This is a genomic window from Pseudomonas fluorescens (assembly GCF_902497775.2).
In the GTDB taxonomy this organism is placed as follows: Bacteria; Pseudomonadota; Gammaproteobacteria; order Pseudomonadales; family Pseudomonadaceae; genus Aquipseudomonas; species Aquipseudomonas putida_F.
The window spans coordinates 3,604,967-3,626,801 of sequence record NZ_OZ024668.1; the positions used below are offsets into that span (position 1 = coordinate 3,604,967).

The following is a 21,835-nucleotide window of genomic DNA, read 5'->3' on the forward strand; positions in this document are numbered from 1 at the left end:
CAGTATCGCGGGGTTACAGCGAGATCGGTTTGCGCCCGGCAAACGAATGCGCCAGGGTACCGCCATCGACCAACTCCAGTTCACCGCCCAACGGCACACCGTGGGCAATCCGCGAAGCGACCAAGCCTTTGTCGGCCAGCAACTGGGCGATGTAATGGGCGGTCGCTTCACCTTCCACCGTTGGGTTGGTGGCGAGGATCACCTCGGTGAAGCTGCCCTGCTCCTCGATCCGGGTCATCAGTTGCGGAATGCCGATGGCTTCCGGGCCCAAGCCATCAAGCGGCGACAGGTGGCCCTTGAGCACAAAGTAGCGACCGCGATAACCGGTTTGCTCTACGGCATAGACATCCATCGGCCCTTCCACCACGCACAGCAGCGTGTCATCGCGGCGCGGATCGGAACACTGCGGGCACAACGCCTGCTCGGTCAGGGTCCGGCACTGACGGCAATGGCCCACCCCTTCCATGGCCTGGTTCAAGGCCTGGGCCAAACGGGTACCCCCACTGCGATCACGCTCAAGTAGTTGCAAGGCCATGCGTTGGGCGGTTTTCTGGCCGACGCCAGGCAAGATGCGCAATGCGTCGATCAGCTGTCGGATAAGTGGGCTGAAACTCATGGGAAAAGGCCTTGATGCAAGTGAAGGCGGTTTATACCCGTCCCTTGGGCCAGCGTCAAACCTGTGCCGCTGCCGCCGTTTCTATATGGCACTACCCAGCGTCCACGAGTGTGGATCCAAATTAATGCTCAAGTTCGCGCCTGAGCGCGCATAAGTTTGCACTAACGAGTTCCAGACTTAGCGTTATTCCTACATTCCCTGACAATTCAAGCCACAGATTCTCCCCAAGGTGCTCCTACATTAAAACCGTGCGACTCACTCCATAATCACGGCGCTTTCAATATATCCAACTTTATGCCTGCTGTTTATTTGAAAGCCGAACCAGGAACACTCAAACACCCACTGAACATTGCTATACGGTACCCACATGATCAAATCCACACTTGGCGCAGTATTTTCCCTGTCGTTACTTGCTGCCATGACCAGTACTGCCCAGGCCCGCGACGGCCGCATTACCTTCACCGGCAACGTGTTTGCCCAGACCTGCACCATCAACGGCGGCTCCGGGGCCAACAACTTCACCGTCGCCATGCGCCCGGCGCGCACCGACGACCTGGGGTCTGTGGGCAACACCTACCTGGGCAGTGCATTTCAGATCCGGCTGACCGGTTGCAACCCACCTAGCGGGCGCATCGACATCGAATTTCTCACCGGCAGCAGCGTTGATCCGGCCAGTGGCCGACTGAAACCCGATCCCGGCGGCGCCACCAACGTCCATGTGCAGTTGCGCAATGCCAACAACGGCGCAATCCACATCGGACGCCCCCAGGGTGAGCAGAACACCATTCCTCAGCAGTTGGCCAACGGTGCGGCCACGTTCAATTACTCGGCTCATTACTACGCCACCGGCACCGCCAGCGCCGGGCCGATCGCCACCCGGGTGGAATACCTGATCCGCTACATCTAAGCCTTACGGGCAGTCGCCCTTGGCGGCTGCCTAACGCTCTACGAACCTCTCACGCGACTGATTACACATGACCTCGATACCCAAGCTGTTTCTCCTGGCGGCAACCTGGCTGAGCTGCATCACTGCCGCCCAGGCCAGTGTCGTCATCTCCAACACCCGCATCATCTTTCCCGCCGAACAGGGTGAAGCCACCATTGGCCTGGAGAACAAGGCGAAAAATCCCACCCTGGTCCAGCTCTGGCTCGACGACGGAGACAGCAAGGCCGCCCCGGAAACCCTCCAGATGCCGTTCGTCGTTACCCCGGCCATAGCCCGTATCGAGGGAGGCAAGGGGCAGACCATCCGCCTGCTGCATAACGGTACCAAAATGGCGGAGGATCGCGAGACCCTGTACTGGTTCAACCTTCTCGAAGTCCCTCCCAAAGCAGAGGGCGAGAATTATCTTCAATTTGCCTTCCGTTCCCGTATCAAAGTGCTCTATCGCCCGGCCAAGTTACCCGGTCATGTTAACGAATCCGCCAATGCCATCCACTGGACGTTAATTAAAGCCGACAAAAAATGGACATTAAAAGCTGACAACCCTACTGCTTACTTCGTCAATATCGGCCACATCGAAATTGAATCCAATGGTCATAAACTGATGTTTGGAAGTGGTCACGTCGCGCCCTTTTCCAGTGAAACTTTCAGCACATCGGAACGTTTTAAAACACCGCCAACCACCCCCGTCAACGTTAACTTCATCAGCATCAATGACCATGGCGCCGGCGAAGACAATACCGCCACTGCGGATTACTCAAAGTCCCTCTGAACTCTTTGCGCCCAGCGACTGAACACCCCGTGACCACCGCGCGGGCACGGTACTGACTGCGGCGCTCTTTTATCACTGTTTCAATATTTACAGACCCTCATGACTCGCACTTGCCCACTTAGTGACACCCCGGGCGGGTTGACCCGTGGGCGAACCACTCTTTTTCTGGGTTCGCTCAGCTTCGTCAGCCTGTCACCGTTAGCCCTGGCCGATACACCGGAACCCTCGGCAGTACAATTCGAATCGGCATTTCTAAGCAACGGCGCAGCCTTGCCAGTCGACCTGTCACGCTTTGAGAAACGCAACATCGTCGCCGCCGGCAACCACAACATCGAAGTGTTCATCAACCAGCAATGGCAAGGCCGCCTGGATATTCCCTTCCAGAGCCAGGGCCCCGAACAGGACGCTGTTGCCTGCTTTGACCTGGCCTTGCTGCACAGGTTGGGCATTGCCACCGAACGACTTTCCATCGAGCACACCGCACAACTGCAGAGAGACCGGTGCCTGCCAATCGAGGTACTACTGGATGATGCCTTCAGTGAGTTCGATTTCAGCAGCCAGCAACTGTCCCTGAGCATTGCGCAGGTCGGGCTCAAACGCACCAGCGTCGACTATGTCGACCCCAGCCAGTGGGACAGCGGCATTACAGCAGGCTTCGCCGGCTACAACCTGAATGTCTACAACCTCAAACCCCGCAACCAACAGGAGGGACTGCAAACCCAGGGCTACCTGGGCCTGAACACCGGAGTCAACCTGGGCGACTGGCGCCTGCGCCATGATGGAGCCCTGGCCTGGAGCAACCAGGGCCAGCGGCGCTACCAGAGCCAGTCCAGCTACGCGCAACGGGACATCACCTCCTGGTCATCGCAGTTGACCTTGGGAGAGACCTACACGCCGGGTGATCTGTTCGACTCCGTCAGTTTCATCGGGGCGCGCCTGGCCAGTGATGACCGCATGCTACCGCACTCGCAGAGCGGTTTTGCCCCGGTGGTCCGGGGTGTGGCCAACAGCAATGCGCGGGTAGTGGTGCGCCAGCGCGGCGTCATCTTGCACGAGTCCACCGTCGCCCCGGGGGCGTTCGAGATCGACGACCTGCAAGCCCCAGGCTACGGCGGCGACCTCGAGGTGGTGATCACCGAAGCCGATGGCCAGGTGCGCAGCTTCTCGGTCCCCTATACGGCCGTCCCCCTGTCGTTGCGCCCAGGGCAGCAGCGCTACAGCGCAACCTTCGGCACCCTGCAGAATCAGCGCCTGGTGAGCGAGCCGGTGTTCGCTGAAGGCAACTGGCAGTATGGCCTGAACAATCTGCTCAGTTCCTACAGCGGCCTGACCTTCGCCTCGGGCTATGGGGCGTTCCTGCTGGGAGGGGCGCTGAACACTGGCCTGGGCGCCTTCGGCCTGGATGTCACCCAGGCACGCACCCACCTGCCGGGCCTGGGCAGCCAGCGAGGCCAAAGCCTGCGCCTGAGCTACGCCAAGACCCTGAACACCACCGATACGCAAATTGCCCTGGCCACCCACCGCTATTCCACCCAGGGCTACTTCAATCTCGAAGACGCCTTCCTCAATCGCCAATACCTGCGCGGCACCAGCCACAGCCTGGACTTTCTCCACCAGCGCAGTCGCAGCGCACTCACCCTCGGCCAACCTTTGGCCGAACGCTACGGCCAACTGCACCTGACGGCCTCGGCAACCCGTTACTGGAACTACCCGGGCACTGACGTCAACTATTCGCTGGGCTACAGCAACCACTTCAAACGTTTGACCTACGGCTTGTCAGCCGCAAGAGAGCGCACCGCTTCCGGGCGGCGTGACAATGTCCTCAACCTGACGCTCTCCCTGCCGCTGGGGGCCGACCGGTCGCAAACCCTCAACGCCAGTGCCTCACGCAATCAGCAAGGCCACAGCCAGGTACAAACCACCCTGACCGGCATCGCCGACGCCGAGAATCGTTTGAGCTACGGTGTAACGACCAGCCACGACCGCAATCATGGCGAAGGCAACAGCAACCTGAGTGGCAATCTGCTTTACCGCAGTCCGATTGCCGAGTTCAGCGGCTCGCTCAGTCATGGCAGCAACGTCTCACAAAGCTCGCTTGGCGCCCGCGGGGCCATCGTTGCTCATGCCGGCGGCGTGACATTGTCACAGCCGCTTGGCGACACTTTTGGCCTGGCCAAAGCTGAAAATGCCCATGGCGCCCAACTCAGTTCGTACACGGCAGTGAGCATAGATCGCCAGGGCTATGCCGTGATACCCAGCCTGACGCCCTATCGAAGCAACAAGATTGAGCTGAACCCTAGGGGGTTGCCTACCGATGTCGAGCTAAACGGCACGACACAACAGACAGTACCGCGCGCTGGAGCTATCGCGCTGTTGGAATTTCCTACGACCTATGGCGTGTCCGCGGTCGTTCAGATCAGCCATCCCGACAACGAGCTCATTCCTTTTGGCAGCGTGATAGAGGACGACGCGGGGAACGAACTCGGCGTTGTTGGTCAAGGCAGCCAAGCCTTCGTTCGTGGCTTGGCACCAAAGGGCGTACTTCAAGTTCGCTGGGGTAAACAACATGAAAAAACTTGCCGTATTGCCTACACCCTGGACCTTCGCAAGCGCCAGAACACCAAAAACCTGCGGCACCTCGAAGGCATCTGCACGCCCTGACGGAATCCTCTCCCATGCATAACACCATCGATTCACGCCTCAAATGGGCAACCGTTGCTGGCATAACTCTGGCGACCGCGGCAAACGCCGCACAAGACACACCAGAGGCAGTGCTCGTACTTCAATCCAATACCGTTTCTTCTTCACACGCGACTTCGGATCGCACCTTTGGCTGCAAGCTGAAAACAGGGAATGGAGGCCTTGCCACACTTGCAATGCCCAGCCAGCTCACTGTTGTCCCGTCCGCCCCACCAGGAACAGTGCTGCACAGCAGCCAGGCCAGTACCTCCACGACATCCATCAGTTGCTTTGGTCACCACTACAAACATTGGGGATATCGCCGAGCCATGCATTTGAGCCCTCTCGGGAACTCAATCTACAGCACCAATGTTGATGGTATAGGGGTGAAGGTCACCGCAACCGAACACACGCCTGTAGGTAACGGATACTGGACATACGTGTGGCCCCGACTCAGTCAGAGTTCCAGCGGCATCGTCATCTACCAGTACTGGATGAACTACAAGCTGGAATTGATCAAGACCAGAAGCGGAGCACTGCCCAACGCAACATTGCAGATGGATTCACCCTTGGTCGATGGCTATCTGGGTGGGGTCAGGTCGAAAAACATACTGCTCTCCAATACCAGCATCCGAATCATCTCCGCCAACCCCACCTGCGCCGTCAACTCAGGCTCACAGAACATTGCGGTCGCCCTCGGCAGCCACCCTCAGTACTTTTTCAACCAGATCAACAAAACCACAACGCCCGTGCCCTTCAACATTCACCTGAACTGCTCAGGCGGCGGATCCGGCGGGCGGCTTTCGATCAACTACTCCCTCAGGGACACCCACTCGGCGAACAACACCTCCAACATCTTGGGCCTGGCGCCAGGCTCTCAAGCAAGCGGGATCGGCATCCAGGTGCTCAAGGCCGACAACAACCCAATTAACCTGCACCAGCCGCAACATGCCGGAACGATCTATACGGGCACCCCAAGCTTTACCCTTCCCTTGCGCGCCCGGTTCATCCAGACAAGCTCGAACGTCCGGGCCGGCACCGCCCAAGGCCAGGCCAGCTTCACCATGAGTTACAACTGAAACCACAGGCAAAAAAATGCCAGGCACAGGCCTGGCATTTTCAGTGAAGCGCTGCTTCAGAACGGCATCTTGAAGCCTGGTGGCAACTGCATGCCGGCGGTCATGCCGCCCATTTTTTCCTGACTGTTGGCTTCGACCTTGCGCACGGCGTCGTTGACGGCGGCGGCGATCAGGTCTTCGAGCACTTCCTTGTCTTCCTGCATCAGGCTGTCGTCCAGGCTGATACGTTTGACGTCGTGACGACCGGTCATCACCACGCTGACCAGGCCGGCGCCGGATTGGCCGGTCACTTCGGCGTTGGCCAGCTCTTCCTGCATCTTGGCCATTTTTTCTTGCATCTGCTGAGCCTGCTTCATCAGGCCGGCCATGCCACCTTTCATCATGGGGATCACCTCAAATATTGGCTTACGGGGTGCGGCGCGGGTCAGGCCCGGGCCGCTGCTGTTTATCCGTTACTCGCCCTGGGCAACCGGGGCGTCGACAGGTTCAATCGTATCGTGGCGGACCATAGCGCCAAACTGCTGAATCATCTGCTGGATCAGCGGATCATCCTGGATTGAGGCCTCAGCCTGGCCCTGACGCTGAGCACGCTTGCGGGCTGCAGCCTGGGCGGGAGTTTCCTGTTCCGGGCGAATCAGCTCGATAGTCAGTTTGAGCGTACGACCCAGTTGCTGGTTCAACGCATCGTTCAGGCGCCGCTGCTGCGTGCTGTTGAACAGGGCGCTGTGGGCCGGGTCCAGGTGCAGCAGCCAGTCGTCGCCTTCGGCGCTGATCAGCGTACAGTTGGCGGCGATATTGCCGGTCATCCCGGAGATCGGCAACTGCGGGAACAATTCCAGCCATTTCAGCGCCAGGCCCGTGGCCGGTTGCGCAGCCGGCAACGGCTCGGCAGGCGGCGCGTCGACTTCGTGGGCATGCTCGATGGCCAGCTCATCCAGATAACTGTAGCTGGCCGGGTCCAGCTCCGGCTCGTAATAGTCTTCATCCAGCGGCGGCTCGTCGTCGCGGTCCATACCGGCAGGGCTGTAGCCGATGCCGTCGTCGTGTGGTGGCGCCTCTATGGCTGCGGCTACTGGTACTGGTGCTGGCTCAGGCTGCTCGACGGCAAGCGGCTCAGGCTCTGCTGCAACCGGCTCATTCCAGGGCAGGTCGACAACCGGCTCAGGGGCATGAACCTCGACCGGTTCGGGCGCTGGTTCTGGCTCAGGTATCGCAATGGGTTCAGGCTCAGCCAGCACTGGCGCCGGGGCTGCAACCTCTGCAACCGCCACGGCAGGCGCAGCCTGGGGGGCTGCTGCCACCGCGCTTGCAGAATCAGCTGTGGCCTGGCTGATCCCCACCGGCTTTAGCACCGGTTTCGGCGCGTCGTCGGTATCAGCAGGACGGAACGCCAGCATGCGCAACAGGACCATCTCGAAGCCGCCACGCGGATCTGGCGCCAACGGCAGGTCGCGGCGGCCGATCAGGCCCATCTGGTAATAGAACTGCACATCTTCGGCCGGCAGCGCCTGGGCCAAAGCCAGGACCCGATCACGATCGCCCTGACCGTTGTCCACTGCCTCCGGCAGTGCCTGGGCAACGGCCACGCGGTGCAGCACGTTGAGCATCTCGGCCAGTACGCCATTCCAGTCCGGCCCCTGTTCTGCCAGGTGGCGAACGGCCTCGAGCAAGGCACGCGCATCGCCCTCCAAAAGGGCCTGAAGCACTCCGTAGACCTGACCGTGGTCCAGGGTCCCGAGCATCGCTCGCACATCCGCTGCCAGCACCTTGCCTTCACCAAAGGCGATGGCCTGGTCGGTCAGGCTCATGGCATCGCGCATGGAACCATCAGCTGCGCGGCCGAGCAGCCACAGGGCATCGTCTTCGAAGGGAACGTTTTCAGCACCGAGCACATGGCTCAGGTGCTCGACTACCCGCTCGGGGGTCATGTTCTTCAGCGAGAACTGCAGGCAGCGCGAGAGAATGGTCGCCGGCAGCTTCTGCGGGTCGGTGGTGGCCAGGATGAACTTGACGTAGGGCGGCGGCTCTTCCAGGGTTTTCAACAAGGCGTTGAACGAGTGGCTGGAAAGCATGTGCACTTCGTCGATCAGGTAGACCTTGAAGCGCCCGCGGCTCGGCGCGTACTGCACATTGTCGAGCAACTCGCGGGTATCTTCGACCTTGGTGCGGCTGGCGGCGTCGATCTCGATCAGGTCGACAAAGCGCCCCTCGTCGATCTCCCGGCATACCGAACAGGTACCGCAAGGGGTCGAGGTGATACCGGTTTCACAGTTAAGGCACTTGGCGATGATCCGCGCGATGGTGGTCTTGCCCACGCCGCGGGTACCGGTAAACAGGTAGGCATGGTGCAGTCGCTGGTTGTCCAGCGCGTTGATCAAGGCCTTGAGCACATGGGTCTGGCCGACCATTTCGCGGAACGAGCGCGGACGCCATTTACGTGCAAGAACCTGATAACTCATCGAAAACCGTCGCGACTGCAAGCTGAAGACCGCTAATCGTAGCGGAGCAGGGGCAAAATTGCACCCCGCTCGTCAATGCGCAGTGGCTGTCGGTTCAACCACCACGGCGCGGGGCACTGCCCGGATCAAAGGGCAAGCCCAGTTCGGCACGGGTCAATTGCATGAGCAAGGCCACTTCATCTTCAGCCTGCTGCAACTGACGCCCCTGCTCCAAACGCTCGCGTTCTGCCGGCGCGCGGCCGCCTTCGCGCAAGCGCTGGCGGTGGGCGCGCATGACGAACTGATTCTCCAGCTCATGCCAGGCCTGGTCATGCCGCTGACGAATGTACTGTACCCAGTACCTGTCCCGAATCAGAACGCAGGACAATTGAACATCGTCAAACGACTCCACATAAGCCTGGGCCGTACGCATCTGCTCCTCACCCACGCGGATGTCATCAGCCCCCAGGTTCAGTGCCTGCCCCGCCAGACCGAGACGCTCGCCCAAGGCGAAACGATAGCTTTCAAACACTTCCAGTCGACGCCCGGCCCACTGCGCAGTCTGGTCAATGAGTTGTATCACGAACGCCTCCAGGCGCTGTAAACGCAGACTCCCACGGGCGTAGCTCAGTAATGCGGCGGGCGAGGCTTGCGCAAGCGAACTTGATAGCGCACGGGCTGCATCGACTCGCAGTTCCAATCGACCCAACAGCGTCATCGCATCAACCTGCGGCGCACTCGATGCGACCAGGGCCGCCAGTTCGCGCCCCATCCCACTACGTGCCATCGAACGCAATAGCCCCTGCACGCGCACGCGAAGTTCCGGTACAACGTTATGGGCCTGACCGACTGCCGCCAAGTGCTCGAACAGCGAAAAAAGCGCTTCAGCCTCGGGCTCGCGCTGCAATCGCAACCAATACCGCTCAAGCACTTGCCTATCAACACTGTCAATAATCCAAAACCGCCCTCCCGCATCCAGGGCAGGTACAAACATCGGCAAAACATTCTGCCGCGCCCGCAAAAGACGTCGCTGCGCGGGCGCCAGTGGGTTACCGTCAAGATGTATTCGCCGCAGAAAATCCCGAGGCTCATCAAGAAAGCCTGGGGCAAGCTGGTTAATACGGTTGTCACGCAGGTCCACTTCTTCCAGATAGGGGCGATCGACAAGCCCACCCGGCACTTCGAAAATACCCGTAGCACGCAGTTGCAAGCGACGCAAATGCGCCATCCCCCCCACGTCAGGCAAGCGCCCAAGCGGATTGCCGGTAAGGTCAATGGTCTCGAGTTGCCACAACGCCCTCAGTTGCCCGGCACCTGACTCATCGAGGATGACAGCATTGCCGCGCAGCGATAAATGGCGCAATGAAGTCGCCCCCTCCAGCACTTGAGGGAAACGCGTCAACGCATTGTTGGAAAGGTCAAGATAACGAACTCGCCCGAATCGACTAAGAAAGCCCGGCTCGACGTCCCGCAACCCCAAGGCAGACAGTTCCAGCTCAACCACATGGCTGAAGTCCGCTACCAGGCTCGGCAAGCTTTCGACATACAAGCCATGCAATGACAGCCTGTAACCCAGATGTATACCGAAAGAGGTTTGAATCCGGGTCAACCGGCGCTGCCAGGCAGCAATCAATACCGCGCTCACTTGCTGACGATTGGCGTTGACGCGACTACTGGTGGCCTGCTCCTGCCAGCGCCGCAACGTCACGCGCAAACCACGCAGCTCTTCATTCAATCGGTGCAACAACGCCAGCGCCTGGGCAGGCGCCGCACGATAAGGTGCGAAAAAAGCATCGATCTGCGCCCGATCAAAATCCGGATAAAGCTCCAGCAACTGCTCTTCCAGACTGGCCAGACGCACCCGCACGGCCCCGCGTCCGCTCAATGGATAGCCTATCCGCCTGTCCGCCCAGCGCTGAGGCGCATTCCAGCCACCGCGCTCAGCAACACCCAGTACCTCAAAGGCAACACCGCGTTGCGCGGCTACCCGGCTCCCCAGGGTGGCACTAAATGCCTGTTGACCTTGCTCCGGTACAATCCCGGCAAGCCTGAGGGCCAACGGCAGCAGCCCCTCTGGTGGATCATCCGAGTGTTCTTCAACAATGAAGCGATCGTTGCGGTAAAACAAACGCCGTACTCCAGGGGTTGCCGGCCCCTCGATCTGCAACCTTAACCCCTGCGGCCAATGCGGGTCTTTTTGCACTGCATGCAGCATCAACACATTGCAATCGGCATTGTTCGCTTGCGGCCAGAAAAAACCTTCCAGGGCCCGGTCAAGCCGTGCCTCACGCAAGGCTTGTGCAGCTTGCTCTGCCAACCGCAACGGAACATGGCGATCATCGCTCATACGCTGACGTTCAACCTCACTGGCTTCGGCTTCGATTCGGGCCACCAGTTCGGGAGCGAGCCCGGGAAACTGCAGTTGCAACGGCGAGGTCCCGACAGGTTGCTCAATCGCCAGGCAACGATCAAAGAAACTGGCCCGGTGCGCTTGCAGCCACAGGGACATTTGCTTGCCCATGGCCTGCGCCGCACTTTGCTCCCCTGCCTGCCGCACATTCAGCAGCGCCTGCTCATCATCAGACAAAGCACCATGGAAACTGGCAAGCACACCCTGCTCATCCACTTCGCTACGCAACAACTGCAGTACCTCCGGCGATTCGGCCTGCAGCTGGCTGACGATTTCCAGTCGTCGCCATTGCGGCCAACCGGGCAAGCGCTGCAACGCCAGCAGACTGAACGCCTCCTGAGCGTGTTCCGGGGCACCCATGAGCTGCTGTTCGAATTGCTCCAGGCGACTGCGCAGGCGGGCCCGACTGCACAGTTCCAGCAACGCAGCCGGGACCGGCTGACGCTGCAGGTGCAACTGGCGCAATTGGCCAAGATCCAGGCCGCAGATGTTCAGCATGGCCTCGATTTCCTGATCATTGAAATCACTGAACCGGGGGCCAAACCGGCGCAATGCATAGGCGGCGTCCGGCCATCGATGAGGCGAGTCGAAATCACAGCGCCAGGCGCCCTGAGCGTTGTGCTCGACCACTGGCTCCCAGCCACCATCACGCAGCGGATGACGAATGCGCCACTCTCCCGGGCGCAAGCCCTGCTGCACAGCGTAGAAGTGACCATCGATACTGATGAACTGCTCGGCGCCGAATTGGTAAATACCCTGGGCATTGGCTTCACCCACCTGGGAAGGGTCAAGGCGCCTGGCATAGGGTGCAAGGTCGGCACGCCACAGGCGCCTGGAACCATCGCTACGATGAACGCGCACGAGCGCCTTGAACAGTGCCGAATTCTTGACCAGGCTGCTGGCCGTGCTCACCACTACTGCGCCGACAGCCAGCCCCGCCACCTCTTCAATGACATGGGTGAGGCAGTTGAAGGCTTCATGAACATCGCCTTGTGCCCAGTCCTGCAACCCGGTGAATACCTCGCCCATCAACTGCGCAGCGGTCACCCCCAAAAGCAACTCGCCCACGCCCGGGAGCACGAACGCCGCAAGCCCGAGAACATCCAGACCGATATCCAAGGCCTTCTGCAACACAGCATGCCGTGCCTGGGCATCCTGCTCGGCAGTGGGTACGGCACAGAAGCGGGCATCGTCCTCCATCTGCGCCAGACGCTGCGTCAAAAGGTGGTCGTACATGCCCTGCTCAAGTGACAACGCATCCAGCGCCAGGTCGGGCTCGGCGCGAACCACTCGCATCGCGCCACCTCCCTCATAAAGCCGTTGCCTCAGCGCCTGGACCAATGCCGGCCACTTGCGGCGAATGACCCTTCTGATGAAGGAATGCTGATACCCCGAATTTGCCAGACGCCCAGCCAGGTCTTTCTCAAGCTCGGTCCAACTCGAATACGCCCTCAGAGGCGCGATACGATCGCCAGGAATGTGCAGCACCAAACTCAACCAGGGACGGACCAGACCAGCCAACGGTGACGGCGGGTTGTAACGGGCTTCGAACAAGGTCACGCCCGTAATTTCAATACCGGCAAGCTTGAGACGCTTGGGTACGAAGGGCACCCCTTCATAGCTGACCTGACTTTTGCCCGAGGCAAGCTCCAGCACGCAGTGGTGCAACGCCGCACTGATATCCCCCTTGATCAAGGCCAGGTGGGCATCCACTTCCAACCCATAACGGTCACACTCGGCGAAGGCATTGCTGATTGCAGACGATGGGCGCCCCCCGTCCGCAGCATAGAAAACGCCACGCAAATGCCTGAGGTACTGCCCGCCAAGATCCAGTTCCCGACAAAAATCGACGAAGCTCTCCACCGGGACCTTATCCCATACCGTATTGCCCCTGCGCAGCGTGGATTCACGCAACAAGGAACTACCGGGGGCAGCCTGAAGTTCGTCGAAATTGTGCAGGGCTGCTTGCAACAGGCTCTGATGCTGATAGTGGCGTCTCCACAACGCTCTATAGCTCGGCAGAGTGAACCCCTGCAGAGCAGTGGTGGTGCGCAAGAAATACACGGTGTCTTGCGGCAGTTCACAGCCGTAGCGACGTTGCACAGCCTGTGAGAACAACGGCGCGGCAAAGGCATCCAGCCGCTGCAAAGGCGCGAGCAAGCGTGAGCGCTGCAAGTTGCTGGTGTGGCTGGCACGAAGACTGGCGGCCAACTTTGCCAGCACCGCTGGATCGGCGATACGCAACCAGATGGGTATCTGATCACGGACAAACTGCACATGAAAATTTGCCGAAGAGAGGGTATCGGCATGTCCTGAAGACGAATTGGCGGTTGAATCCTGCATCAGCGAACTCCCGTAGTTGGAGCCAGGGACGTTAAGCGCTTTGCAAGGTATTCAAGTGGTACACAGCTACCACACAGATTGAACTGAGGGAGCGATAGGTACTGGGAAAGGGGGGTAGCAGAATGGAGGCGGCCCCACCAGCCACACCCCGGCACACAATGTTCCCGCTGTGGCTGCTTCCTTCCGGATCTGACCAGGTTCACGGGTAATCGTTGCGGGGGGACCGATGGGGCCACCATAACGCATGCTCATCTGGCGACGAGCCGCGCCATTGTACCGGCATTAAACCAAGTTACAACCCTTGAGCGTGAAAAAATCATAGCAGCTCAATGACTTGGCAATTGCTGCCCACCTTCCGAGGTCACGCACAGGTGAATGAAATGCAACTTGGCAACCACCGCCGCCGGTAGCACGAAGGGGTAGAAATCCGGCTGACCCATGCTGCGCGACAGCTCGTTGAGCATCGCTGACAACTCCAGCCAGGCGTTGATCAACGCCAGAAATGCCGGCGCGCCAGGCTCGTCCGCGCGGTACAGCGCCTCTGAGGAAAACGCCGGGTAATCGAGCTCCAGCGCCTTGGCGTTCATACCCAGCGCCAGGGCGGTATCGACCGCATCGGTAATGTGCAGATAGTGCGCCCAGGTCTCGGCCCAGTCTTCCCAGGGGTGCATGGTGGCATAGGCACTGACATGGGCAGCGGCCCAATCGCTGGGGGCCCCCTGTTGATAGTGACGTTCCAGTGCTTCACTGTAGCTTTCACGCTCGTCGCCAAACAGCTCGCGAAAGCCGCCGAGCCAGTCACTACCGGCGATCAGGCGGTCCCAGTAGTAGTGACCGACTTCGTGACGCAGATGCCCCAGCAGCGTTCGATAGGGCTCATGCAGTTGCACCCTCACCCGCTCACGCCAGTCATCGTCAGCCTCGCGCACGTCCAGGGTGATCAAGCCGTTGGCATGCCCGGTGGTCGGCGCGTTGCCTTCCAGATCAACACCGATGAAATCAAACGCCAGGCCTGGTCCATCGTCCTCTTGCTTGGGTTCGATCGGCAAGCCCAGGTGCATCAGTTGGGCCACTAGCCGGCGCTTGGCGGTTTCCAGCTTGCGCCAGCGCAGGTGATTTTCGTTGACTGAAAGGTCGGGGATGGTCCGGTTCAGGCGACAGGCGAGGCACAGGCTGTGCGGCTCATCAGCAGCCAGCAGCCAATTGCAGGCTGCGGGCGTGTCGAGATTGGCACAGCGGCGCAAGGGTCCGCATCGAACTTCACCGTCGAGCAGCCAGAGGCCTGCGCCGGGCCCCGGCATCAAGCTGGCAACCCGATTGCTCGCCGGCCAAAAGCCCAATGCCGACTGGCAAGCCAGGCACTGGCTGTTGCGAAAGAACACCGACTGCCCACACTGGCATTGCCAGACCCGATCCGGGTGTTGCTGCTGGCTGACAAAGGGCGCCGCGATCCTGGCGCCCAGCTGTTCGAAAAAGCGGTACATGGCGATCCCTCCTGGCTGCTTGCCAAGACTAGACCATGGCCAGTACCCCGCGTGCCGCGTTTATACCTCGATGCCGTGCCCGGCCAGGAAGCCGACAAAGGCATCTTCATCCAGCACTTTCAAGCCCAGCTCATTGGCCTTGGCCAGCTTGGAGCCAGCGCCGGGACCTGCGACCACGCAGTGGGTCTTGGCCGACACGGAGCCGGCAACCTTGGCCCCGAGGCTTTCCAGCTTGTCCTTGGCCACGTCGCGGCTCATGCGCTCCAGCGAGCCGGTCAGTACCCAGGTCTGGCCGGCCAGGGGCAAGCCCTCGGCGACCTTCTTCGCGCTCGACCAGTGCATGCCGAAGTCGCGCAATTGAGCTTCGATCGCCAGGGCCAGGGCGGCGTTCTCAGGCACCTGGAAGAACGCGCGCACCGCTTCGGCCGGCTTGGCCGCCAGGGCCTGACGCAGGTCGATGCCGTCGGCGGCAATGATCTTCTCCAGGCTGTCGAGCTTGGCCACCAGTTTCTCGGCGCCGGTTGGCCCGACTGACGGGATATCCAGCTTGGCAATCAACCCGGCCAGGGTAGTGCTGGCCGCAAACTCGGCGCCCAGCTCGCCCTCGTCCTGCAACTGCAGGCCACGTTCGAGCAACTGGGCGATAACGGTGCGGTTGTGTTCGTCTTCGAAAAAGCTGTGGATCTCGTGGGCCACTTCCAGGCCGATATCCGGCAGGTAGGTCAGCACTTGCGGCAAGGCGGCCATGACCCGCTGCAACGAGCCCAGCGAGCGAGCGAGAACCTTGGCGGTTTCCTCACCGACATCGGGAATACCCAAGGCATAGATAAAGCGCGCCAGCCCCGGATTCTTGCTGGCCTCGATGGCGGCCAGCAGGTTCTTGCTCGACAGCTCGGCAAAGCCCTCAAGATCGACGATCTGCTCGAAAGTCAGTTGGTAGAGATCGGCGGGCGAGCGGATCAGGCCCTCATCCACCAGTTGCTCGACGCTCTTCTCGCCCAGGCCTTCGATGTCCATGGCCCGGCGCGACACATAGTGGATGATCGCCTGCTTGAGCTGCGCGGCGCAGGCCAGGCGGCCAACGCAGCGGTACACCGCGCCTTCGCTGACGGTCTCTTTGCCCTTGCTGCGCTTGACCAGCTGGGTGCGTTCGACCTGCGAACCGCACACTGGGCACTCGGTGGGAATGTGTACCGGACGGGCGTCTTCGGGACGGCGTTCGGTGACCACTTGCATGACCTGCGGGATCACATCGCCGGCGCGGCGGATGATCACCGTGTCACCGATCATCAGGCCCAGACGCGCCACTTCGTCCATGTTGTGCAAGGTCGCGTTGGACACCGTCACGCCCGCCACCTTGACCGGCTTGAGCCGGGCCACGGGGGTTACCGCGCCGGTTCGACCGACCTGGAACTCGACATCCAGCACTTCGGTCAGCTCTTCCATGGCCGGGAACTTGTGGGCAATCGCCCAGCGCGGCTCCCGGGCACGGAAGCCCAGCTCACGCTGGGAGGCGAGGCTGTTGACCTTGAACACCACGCCGTCGATCTCGTAAGGCAGGTCATTGCGCCGTGCGCCGATGTCGCGATAGTACTCCAGGCACTCGGCCACGCCGGCGGCATGGCGCAGCTCGCGGCTGATCGGCATGCCCCAGGCCTTGAGTTGCTCCAGGGTGCCAGTATGGGTGTCGGCAATCGGCGCCGACACCTGGCCGACGCCGTAGCAGCAGAATTCCAGCGGGCGGCTGGCAGTGATCTTCGAATCGAGCTGACGCAGGCTGCCGGCCGCGGCGTTGCGCGGGTTGGCGAAAGTTTTGCCACCGGCTTCGATCTGCGCCTGGTTCAGGCGCTCGAACCCGGCCTTGGACATGAACACCTCGCCACGCACTTCCAGTACCGCCGGCCAGCCCTCGCCCTGCAGCTTGAGCGGGATGTTGCGCACAGTGCGCACGTTGACGCTGATGTCTTCACCGGTGGTGCCGTCGCCACGTGTGGCGCCCTGCACCAGTTGCCCGTCGCGGTACAGCAGGCTGACGGCCAAGCCGTCGAGCTTGGGTTCGCAGCTGTAATCAACCGCCTCGCCATCGCCGAGCAGATCACCAGCCGGCAGGTCCAGGCCCTCAACCACCCGGCGGTCGAACTCGCGCAGGTCGTTCTCTTCGAAGGCGTTGCCAAGGCTGAGCATCGGCACTTCGTGGCGCACCTGGCTGAACGCCGACAAGGCCGAACCGCCGACGCGCTGGGTTGGCGAGTCAGCGGTCACCAGCTGCGGGTGTTCGGCTTCCAGGGCTTTGAGCTCGTTGAACAGCCGGTCGTATTCGGCGTCAGGCACGCTCGGCTCATCGAGCACGTAGTAGCGGTAGTTGTGCTGATCGAGTTCGGCACGCAGTTCAAGGATTCGGGATTCGGCGGTCATGGTGTGTCATCTCTTGCAAAGCAAAAGAGCAGCCTTGGCTGCTCTTGCGTGTTTCTTATCGCGGGGCAAGCCCGCTCCTACAGGCGATGCCTTTAGCGCTTCTGGGTCAGTGCCCGGCGCTCGAACTCGACGATGCGCTGGCGGTAGTGCTCGATGGTCTGCGCGGTCATCACACTGCGCTGATCATCTTTGAGCTCACCATTGAGTTCGTGGGCCAGCTTGCGCGCCGCAGCCACCATCACGTCGAAGGCCTGCTTGGGATGACGCGGGCCTGGCAGACCGAGGAAGAAGCTCACCGCGCGGGTGCTGAAGTGGTCGATGTCGTCGAGGTCGAACACGCCCGGCTTGACCGCGTTGGCCATCGAGAACAGCACTTCACCATTACCGGCCATGCTTTCATGACGGTGGAAGATGTCCATTTCCCCAAAACGCAGGCCGCTTTCAAGGATGTTCTGCAGCAATGCCGGGCCCTTGAAGCCGCCTTCATCGCGGGAAATCACGCTGATCACCAGCACTTCTTCAACCGGTGGCAGGTCTTTGTCGGGGCTGGAGCCATAGCCGCTGGTTTTCGGGCTTTCATCCGGGAAGTCGTCGTCGGCATTGCCGAACAGATCAGGCTCACGCGGTTCGGCGGCCAGGTTCAGGTCACCCTGCTGTGGCTCGTTGCCGCGCTTGTTGCGTTTGTTCTTGCCAACCTTGGGTTCACGCTCACGCCCCGCACTCATCGACGGTAAATCGTGCTCGTCCAGCGCAGGCTCTTTGTGGGTGTCGAGCACGCGCGGCTCACCGATCACTTCGGTGCCGCTGCTGCTTTCATCGTCCGGCAGGTTGGAAAAGCTGCGGTCCAGACGGAATTTCAACTTGCCCTTGCCGCCGCGCATGCGGCGCCAGCCGTCGAAAAGAATACCGGCAATGACAATAATGCCGATGACGATCAGCCACTCGCGCAGACCGATTTCCATGTAATCCCGTGCCTCTGTAAAAAATGCTGAAAAATAAAGGGTTTAAACCCCTTTAAAACGTGGCGCCAACTCTATGTTCTGACAGGCGTTTTACCCACGCAAAAAAATAAGTGACATTAAGCTAGCACGACCAAAGATAACTTTACACCGTCTGTCGCAACTGACAGGGCCATTTACCGCAGGTTCACGCTTTATTGCTTCAAATCAGGCGTCGACCATGGCCATCGCCTCCTCCACATCCACCGCCACCAGCCGCGAACAACCCGGTTCATGCATGGTCACGCCCATCAGTTGATCGGCCATTTCCATGGCGATCTTGTTGTGGGTGATATAGATGAACTGCACCGTCTGGCTCATCTCTTTCACCAGCCGGGCGTAACGCCCGACGTTGGCATCGTCCAGTGGCGCATCGACTTCATCGAGCATGCAGAACGGTGCCGGGTTCAATTTGAAAATGGCAAACACCAGGGCCAGGGCGGTCAGCGCTTTCTCACCGCCCGAGAGCAGGTGAATGGTGCTGTTCTTCTTGCCCGGTGGCCGCGCCATGATCGTCACCCCTGTATCGAGTAGATCTTCGCCCGTCAGTTCCAAGTAAGCGCTGCCGCCACCGAAAACTTTTGGGAAAAGTGCCTGCAATCCGGCATTTATCTGATCAAAGGTATCTTTGAAGCGGTTGCGGGTTTCCTTGTCGATCTTGCGAATGACGTTCTCGAGGGTATCCAGCGCTTCGACCAGGTCGGCATCCTGGGCATCCAGGTAGTGCTTGCGCTCGGACTGCTGCTGGTACTCATCGATAGCCGCCAGGTTGATCGCACCCAGGCGCTGGATACGCGCATCGATGCGTTCGAGCTCCTGTTCGGCTTCCTGCTCGCTGGTCTGTTCGCCCAGGGTCGCCAGCACCCCGTCGAGATCGTAACCATCGGCGTGCAGTTGCTCCTGCAAAGTCTTGCGCCGCACGCTCAGCCCCTGCCACTCCAGACGGTGCTGCTCGAGCTGGCCACGCAGCAGCTGCGACTGCTGTTCGGCCTGGGTGCGGCGCTTTTCGGCATCGCGCAGCTCGCGGTCGGCTTCGTCCATGTGCAGGCGTGCCTGACGCATCTCGTCGTCGACGCTCATGCGCTTTTCCAGCAGCTCTTCGAGTTTCAGGCGCAGTTCTTCCAGCGGCGCCTCGCCCTCCTCCAGGTTCAGGGTCAGCTGTTCGCGTTTTTCACTCAGGCGCTCGGACTGCAGCTCCAGGCGCTCCAGGGCCTGGCGGGTGGAGTCATGCTGGGCGCGCAACGAACCCAGGCGCACCGCCAACTGGTGGGCGTGGTCCTTGTGCTGGCGGGCTTCCTGGCGCACCCGGTCGAGACGCTCGCGCAGGCTGTCGCGCTGGGCCAGCAGCAGCTCGCGCTGCTCGGTGTCCTGCGCCATCAGGTCGAGGGCTTCCTGCAACTGCAGGCGCGACTCGCCGAGATTTTCGTGCTCAAGGCTGCGCTGTTCGAGCAGCTCGGCCAGTTCTTCTTCCAGACGCCGACGGCGCAGGCTCAGTTGCTCGGAACGGGCCTTGCCGGCCGAGAGCCTGGCGTTGAGTTCGCTTTGCTGGCGGGCTTCGTCCTGAGCGCGGCGACGCAATTGCTCGCGGCGCTCTTCAAGTTCTTGCTGCTGCTCGCGCAGTTCCCGCAGCCGGGCTTCCAGCAACTCCAGCGCCGCTTCATGCTCTTGCAGCTCTTGGCCCAGGCGCTCCAGCTCCTGGCCACGGGCGAGCACCCCTCCCTGGGCGTCGCTGGCACGGCTGACGCGCAAAAAGTGCCGGCCGACCCAGTAGCCGTCGCGGCTGATCAGGCTTTGCCCATCCGCCAGCTGAGCACGCAGGGCCAGGGCCTGTTCGAGGTTCTCTACCGGCTTGACCTGGCCAAGCCAGGGCGCCAGATCGATACACCCTTCGACCTTGTCAAGCAGGCTGCCGGGCATACGCACGCCTTCGCCACGGCTGTCGAGCAGGCGCAGCTCGCCCTGATCGAAGGTGCTCAGGTCCAGGCCGTTGAAATCCTCGACCAGCACCGCCTGCAGGTCGGCACCGAGCACGGTTTCCACCGCCAGCTCCCAACCCGGCTCCACGCGCAAGCCTTCGGCCAGGCGCGGACGCTGTTCCAGGCCATGCTCGCGCAGCCACTGGGCGGTGCCGGTGCCAGGGTCGAGCGCGGCCTGTTGCAGGGCCTCAAGCGAAGCCAGGCGGCCGCCCAGACGCTGCAGTTCGCCCTGGGCTTGCTGCTGGGCCTGTACCGCTTGCTGCAGTTGTTCGCGCAGGGTCTCGAGCTGCTCGACCACCTGCAGCTCTTCTATCTGCAGTTCTTCGAGCAGCAGCTCACTGCTAGCGACTTGCTCACCCAGTTCGAGGATGGCGGCGTCTTCCGGATCGGCACTGAGCTGATCACGCTCTTCACCGAGTTTGCGCTGGCGCTCGGCCAAGCGCTCGAGGCTGGTTTCCAGCTGCTGGATGCGCGCCTGCTGCACTTCGGCCTGGCGCCGCGGCTCGGCCGAGCGGGTGTTGAAACTGTCCCACTGCTCCTGCCAGCCATGCATGGTGGTTTCGGCGTCTTCCAGGGTGGCGGCGGCCTCCTCGGCGGCAGCCAGGGTCAGTTCCTGCTCGGGCTCGAGCATCTCCAGCTCTTCACCCAGAGTAGCGAGCATGGTGCGGTCATGGCCCAGGTGCGATTCGGTTTCAAGGCGCGCGCGCTCGGACTCTTTCAGGTCATCCTGCAACTGGCGCAGGCGCTGCTGGCCGTGCTGGATGCTTTGTTCGACCCGGGCGATATCGCCGCCAACCGAGTAGAAGCGTCCCTGCACCAGGTTGAAGCGCTCGGACAGCTCATGATGGCCATCACGCAGGCGCTCGATGCTGGCATCGGCATTGCGCTGTTCGGCCACCAGGGCCTCGAAGGCCACTTCCTGGTCGCCGATCACCGCTTCGCGCTGGCCCACCTGATCGTTCAGGGCCTGCCAGCGCAGGGCCGCCAGTTGCGCCTTGAGCTGACGCTCCTCGGCTTTATATTCCTTGTACTTCTCGGCTGCCTGGGCCTGGCGATGCAAACGTTCGAGCTGGCGCTCGAGTTCTTCGCGCAGGTCGGTCAGGCGCTCGAGGTTCTCGTGAGTGCGGCGGATGCGGTTCTCGGTCTCGCGCCGGCGCTCCTTGTACTTGGAGATGCCCGCCGCTTCCTCGATGAAATTGCGCAGGTCTTCGGGCTTGGCTTCGATCAGCTTGGAGATCATCCCCTGCTCGATGATCGAGTAGCTGCGCGGGCCCAGGCCGGTGCCGAGGAAGATATCGGTAATGTCACGGCGCCGACATTTGGCGCCATTGAGGTAATAGGTGTTCTGCCCGTCGCGGGTCACCTTGCGGCGAATGGAGATTTCCGCATACGCCGCGTATTCACCGACCAGGGTGCTATCGGAGTTGTCGAACACCAGCTCGATGCTGGCCTGGCTCACCGGCTTGCGGCTGGTCGAACCGTTGAAGATGACGTCGGTCATCGACTCGCCACGCAGGTTTTTGGCCGAGCTTTCGCCCATCACCCAGCGCACCGCATCGATGATGTTGGACTTGCCGCAGCCGTTGGGCCCGACCACGGCGGCCATGTTGCTGGGGAAGTTGACCGTGGTCGGGTCGACGAACGACTTGAACCCGGCCAGGCGAATGCACTTTAAGCGCATG

General features: G+C 61.1%; 12 protein-coding genes and 1 other RNA gene. 4 read left to right on the forward strand and 9 right to left on the reverse strand.

All coding sequences use genetic code 11. The annotated features are described in order from the left end of the window. Window positions 1–13: 13 nt before the first annotated feature. Window positions 14–616 (reverse strand): recombination mediator RecR, encoded by a 603-nt coding sequence (gene recR, locus F8N82_RS16525; RefSeq protein WP_038996276.1) that lies wholly within the window; start codon window positions 614–616, stop codon window positions 14–16. Between the two features lie 367 nt (window positions 617–983). On the opposite strand from recR, the gene F8N82_RS16530 reads away from it, so the two are divergent. From F8N82_RS16530 to F8N82_RS16545, 4 genes are all read left to right on the forward strand, one after another. After that, a complete protein-coding gene (locus F8N82_RS16530; protein ID WP_052251549.1) occupies window positions 984–1,523 on the forward strand; it encodes a fimbrial protein in 540 nt (179 codons plus the stop codon). A gap of 67 nt (window positions 1,524–1,590) precedes the next feature. After that, the gene (locus F8N82_RS16535; protein ID WP_052251550.1) at window positions 1,591–2,331 is read left to right on the forward strand and encodes a fimbrial biogenesis chaperone; all 741 of its coding nucleotides are present in this window, start codon (window positions 1,591–1,593) and stop codon (window positions 2,329–2,331) included. Window positions 2,332–2,430: 99 nt separating this feature from the next. Next, a complete protein-coding gene (locus F8N82_RS16540) occupies window positions 2,431–4,992 on the forward strand; it encodes a fimbria/pilus outer membrane usher protein (RefSeq protein ID WP_224793724.1) in 2,562 nt (853 codons plus the stop codon). 14 nt (window positions 4,993–5,006) lie between these two features. Next, window positions 5,007–6,089 (forward strand): fimbrial protein, encoded by a 1,083-nt coding sequence (locus tag F8N82_RS16545; protein WP_080764780.1) that lies wholly within the window; start codon window positions 5,007–5,009, stop codon window positions 6,087–6,089. A gap of 56 nt (window positions 6,090–6,145) precedes the next feature. On the opposite strand, the gene F8N82_RS16550 is transcribed toward F8N82_RS16545, so the two are convergent. The 8 genes from F8N82_RS16550 to smc form a co-directional block, all read right to left on the reverse strand. After that, window positions 6,146–6,472, reverse strand: coding sequence for a YbaB/EbfC family nucleoid-associated protein (locus F8N82_RS16550; RefSeq protein WP_010226011.1), 327 nt, complete (start codon window positions 6,470–6,472; stop codon window positions 6,146–6,148). A gap of 69 nt (window positions 6,473–6,541) precedes the next feature. Continuing rightward, window positions 6,542–8,548: a DNA polymerase III subunit gamma/tau gene (dnaX, locus tag F8N82_RS16555; protein WP_038996278.1), complete on the reverse strand. Its 2,007-nt coding sequence runs from the start codon at window positions 8,546–8,548 to the stop codon at window positions 6,542–6,544. A gap of 94 nt (window positions 8,549–8,642) precedes the next feature. Then, the gene (locus F8N82_RS16560) at window positions 8,643–13,280 is read right to left on the reverse strand and encodes a dermonecrotic toxin domain-containing protein (RefSeq protein WP_080764781.1); all 4,638 of its coding nucleotides are present in this window, start codon (window positions 13,278–13,280) and stop codon (window positions 8,643–8,645) included. Between the two features lie 132 nt (window positions 13,281–13,412). Next, an RNA gene (gene ffs, locus F8N82_RS16565) (signal recognition particle sRNA small type) lies at window positions 13,413–13,509 on the reverse strand. Window positions 13,510–13,606: 97 nt separating this feature from the next. Continuing rightward, window positions 13,607–14,764, reverse strand: a complete 1,158-nt coding sequence (locus F8N82_RS16570; RefSeq protein WP_038996281.1) for a zinc-binding metallopeptidase family protein — start codon at window positions 14,762–14,764, stop codon at window positions 13,607–13,609. A 60-nt stretch (window positions 14,765–14,824) separates the two neighbouring features. Then, window positions 14,825–17,179, reverse strand: a complete 2,355-nt coding sequence (gene ligA / locus F8N82_RS16575; RefSeq protein WP_038996283.1) for an NAD-dependent DNA ligase LigA — start codon at window positions 17,177–17,179, stop codon at window positions 14,825–14,827. A 92-nt stretch (window positions 17,180–17,271) separates the two neighbouring features. Further along, window positions 17,272–18,141 (reverse strand): cell division protein ZipA, encoded by an 870-nt coding sequence (zipA, locus tag F8N82_RS16580; protein ID WP_038996284.1) that lies wholly within the window; start codon window positions 18,139–18,141, stop codon window positions 17,272–17,274. 204 nt (window positions 18,142–18,345) lie between these two features. Continuing rightward, on the reverse strand, window positions 18,346–21,834 hold the full coding sequence (smc, locus tag F8N82_RS16585) for a chromosome segregation protein SMC (RefSeq protein WP_038996285.1): 3,489 nt from the start codon (window positions 21,832–21,834) through the stop codon (window positions 18,346–18,348). Window position 21,835 lies beyond the last annotated feature (1 nt).

Bases quoted from the DNA above. Each gene is read 5' to 3' on its own strand.
- recR (WP_038996276.1), bottom strand. From the start codon at position 616: ATGAGTTTCAGCCCACTTATCCGACAGCTGATCGACGCATTGCGCATC.
- F8N82_RS16535 (WP_052251550.1), top strand. From the start codon at position 1,591: ATGACCTCGATACCCAAGCTGTTTCTCCTGGCGGCAACCTGGCTGAGC.
- zipA (WP_038996284.1), bottom strand. From the start codon at position 18,141: ATGGAAATCGGTCTGCGCGAGTGGCTGATCGTCATCGGCATTATTGTC.
- F8N82_RS16540 (WP_224793724.1), top strand. From the start codon at position 2,431: ATGACTCGCACTTGCCCACTTAGTGACACCCCGGGCGGGTTGACCCGT.
- F8N82_RS16570 (WP_038996281.1), bottom strand. From the start codon at position 14,764: ATGTACCGCTTTTTCGAACAGCTGGGCGCCAGGATCGCGGCGCCCTTT.
- F8N82_RS16560 (WP_080764781.1), bottom strand. From the start codon at position 13,280: ATGCAGGATTCAACCGCCAATTCGTCTTCAGGACATGCCGATACCCTC.
- dnaX (WP_038996278.1), bottom strand. From the start codon at position 8,548: ATGAGTTATCAGGTTCTTGCACGTAAATGGCGTCCGCGCTCGTTCCGC.
- F8N82_RS16530 (WP_052251549.1), top strand. From the start codon at position 984: ATGATCAAATCCACACTTGGCGCAGTATTTTCCCTGTCGTTACTTGCT.
- smc (WP_038996285.1), bottom strand. From the start codon at position 21,834: ATGCGCTTAAAGTGCATTCGCCTGGCCGGGTTCAAGTCGTTCGTCGAC.
- ligA (WP_038996283.1), bottom strand. From the start codon at position 17,179: ATGACCGCCGAATCCCGAATCCTTGAACTGCGTGCCGAACTCGATCAG.
- F8N82_RS16545 (WP_080764780.1), top strand. From the start codon at position 5,007: ATGCATAACACCATCGATTCACGCCTCAAATGGGCAACCGTTGCTGGC.
- F8N82_RS16550 (WP_010226011.1), bottom strand. From the start codon at position 6,472: ATGATGAAAGGTGGCATGGCCGGCCTGATGAAGCAGGCTCAGCAGATG.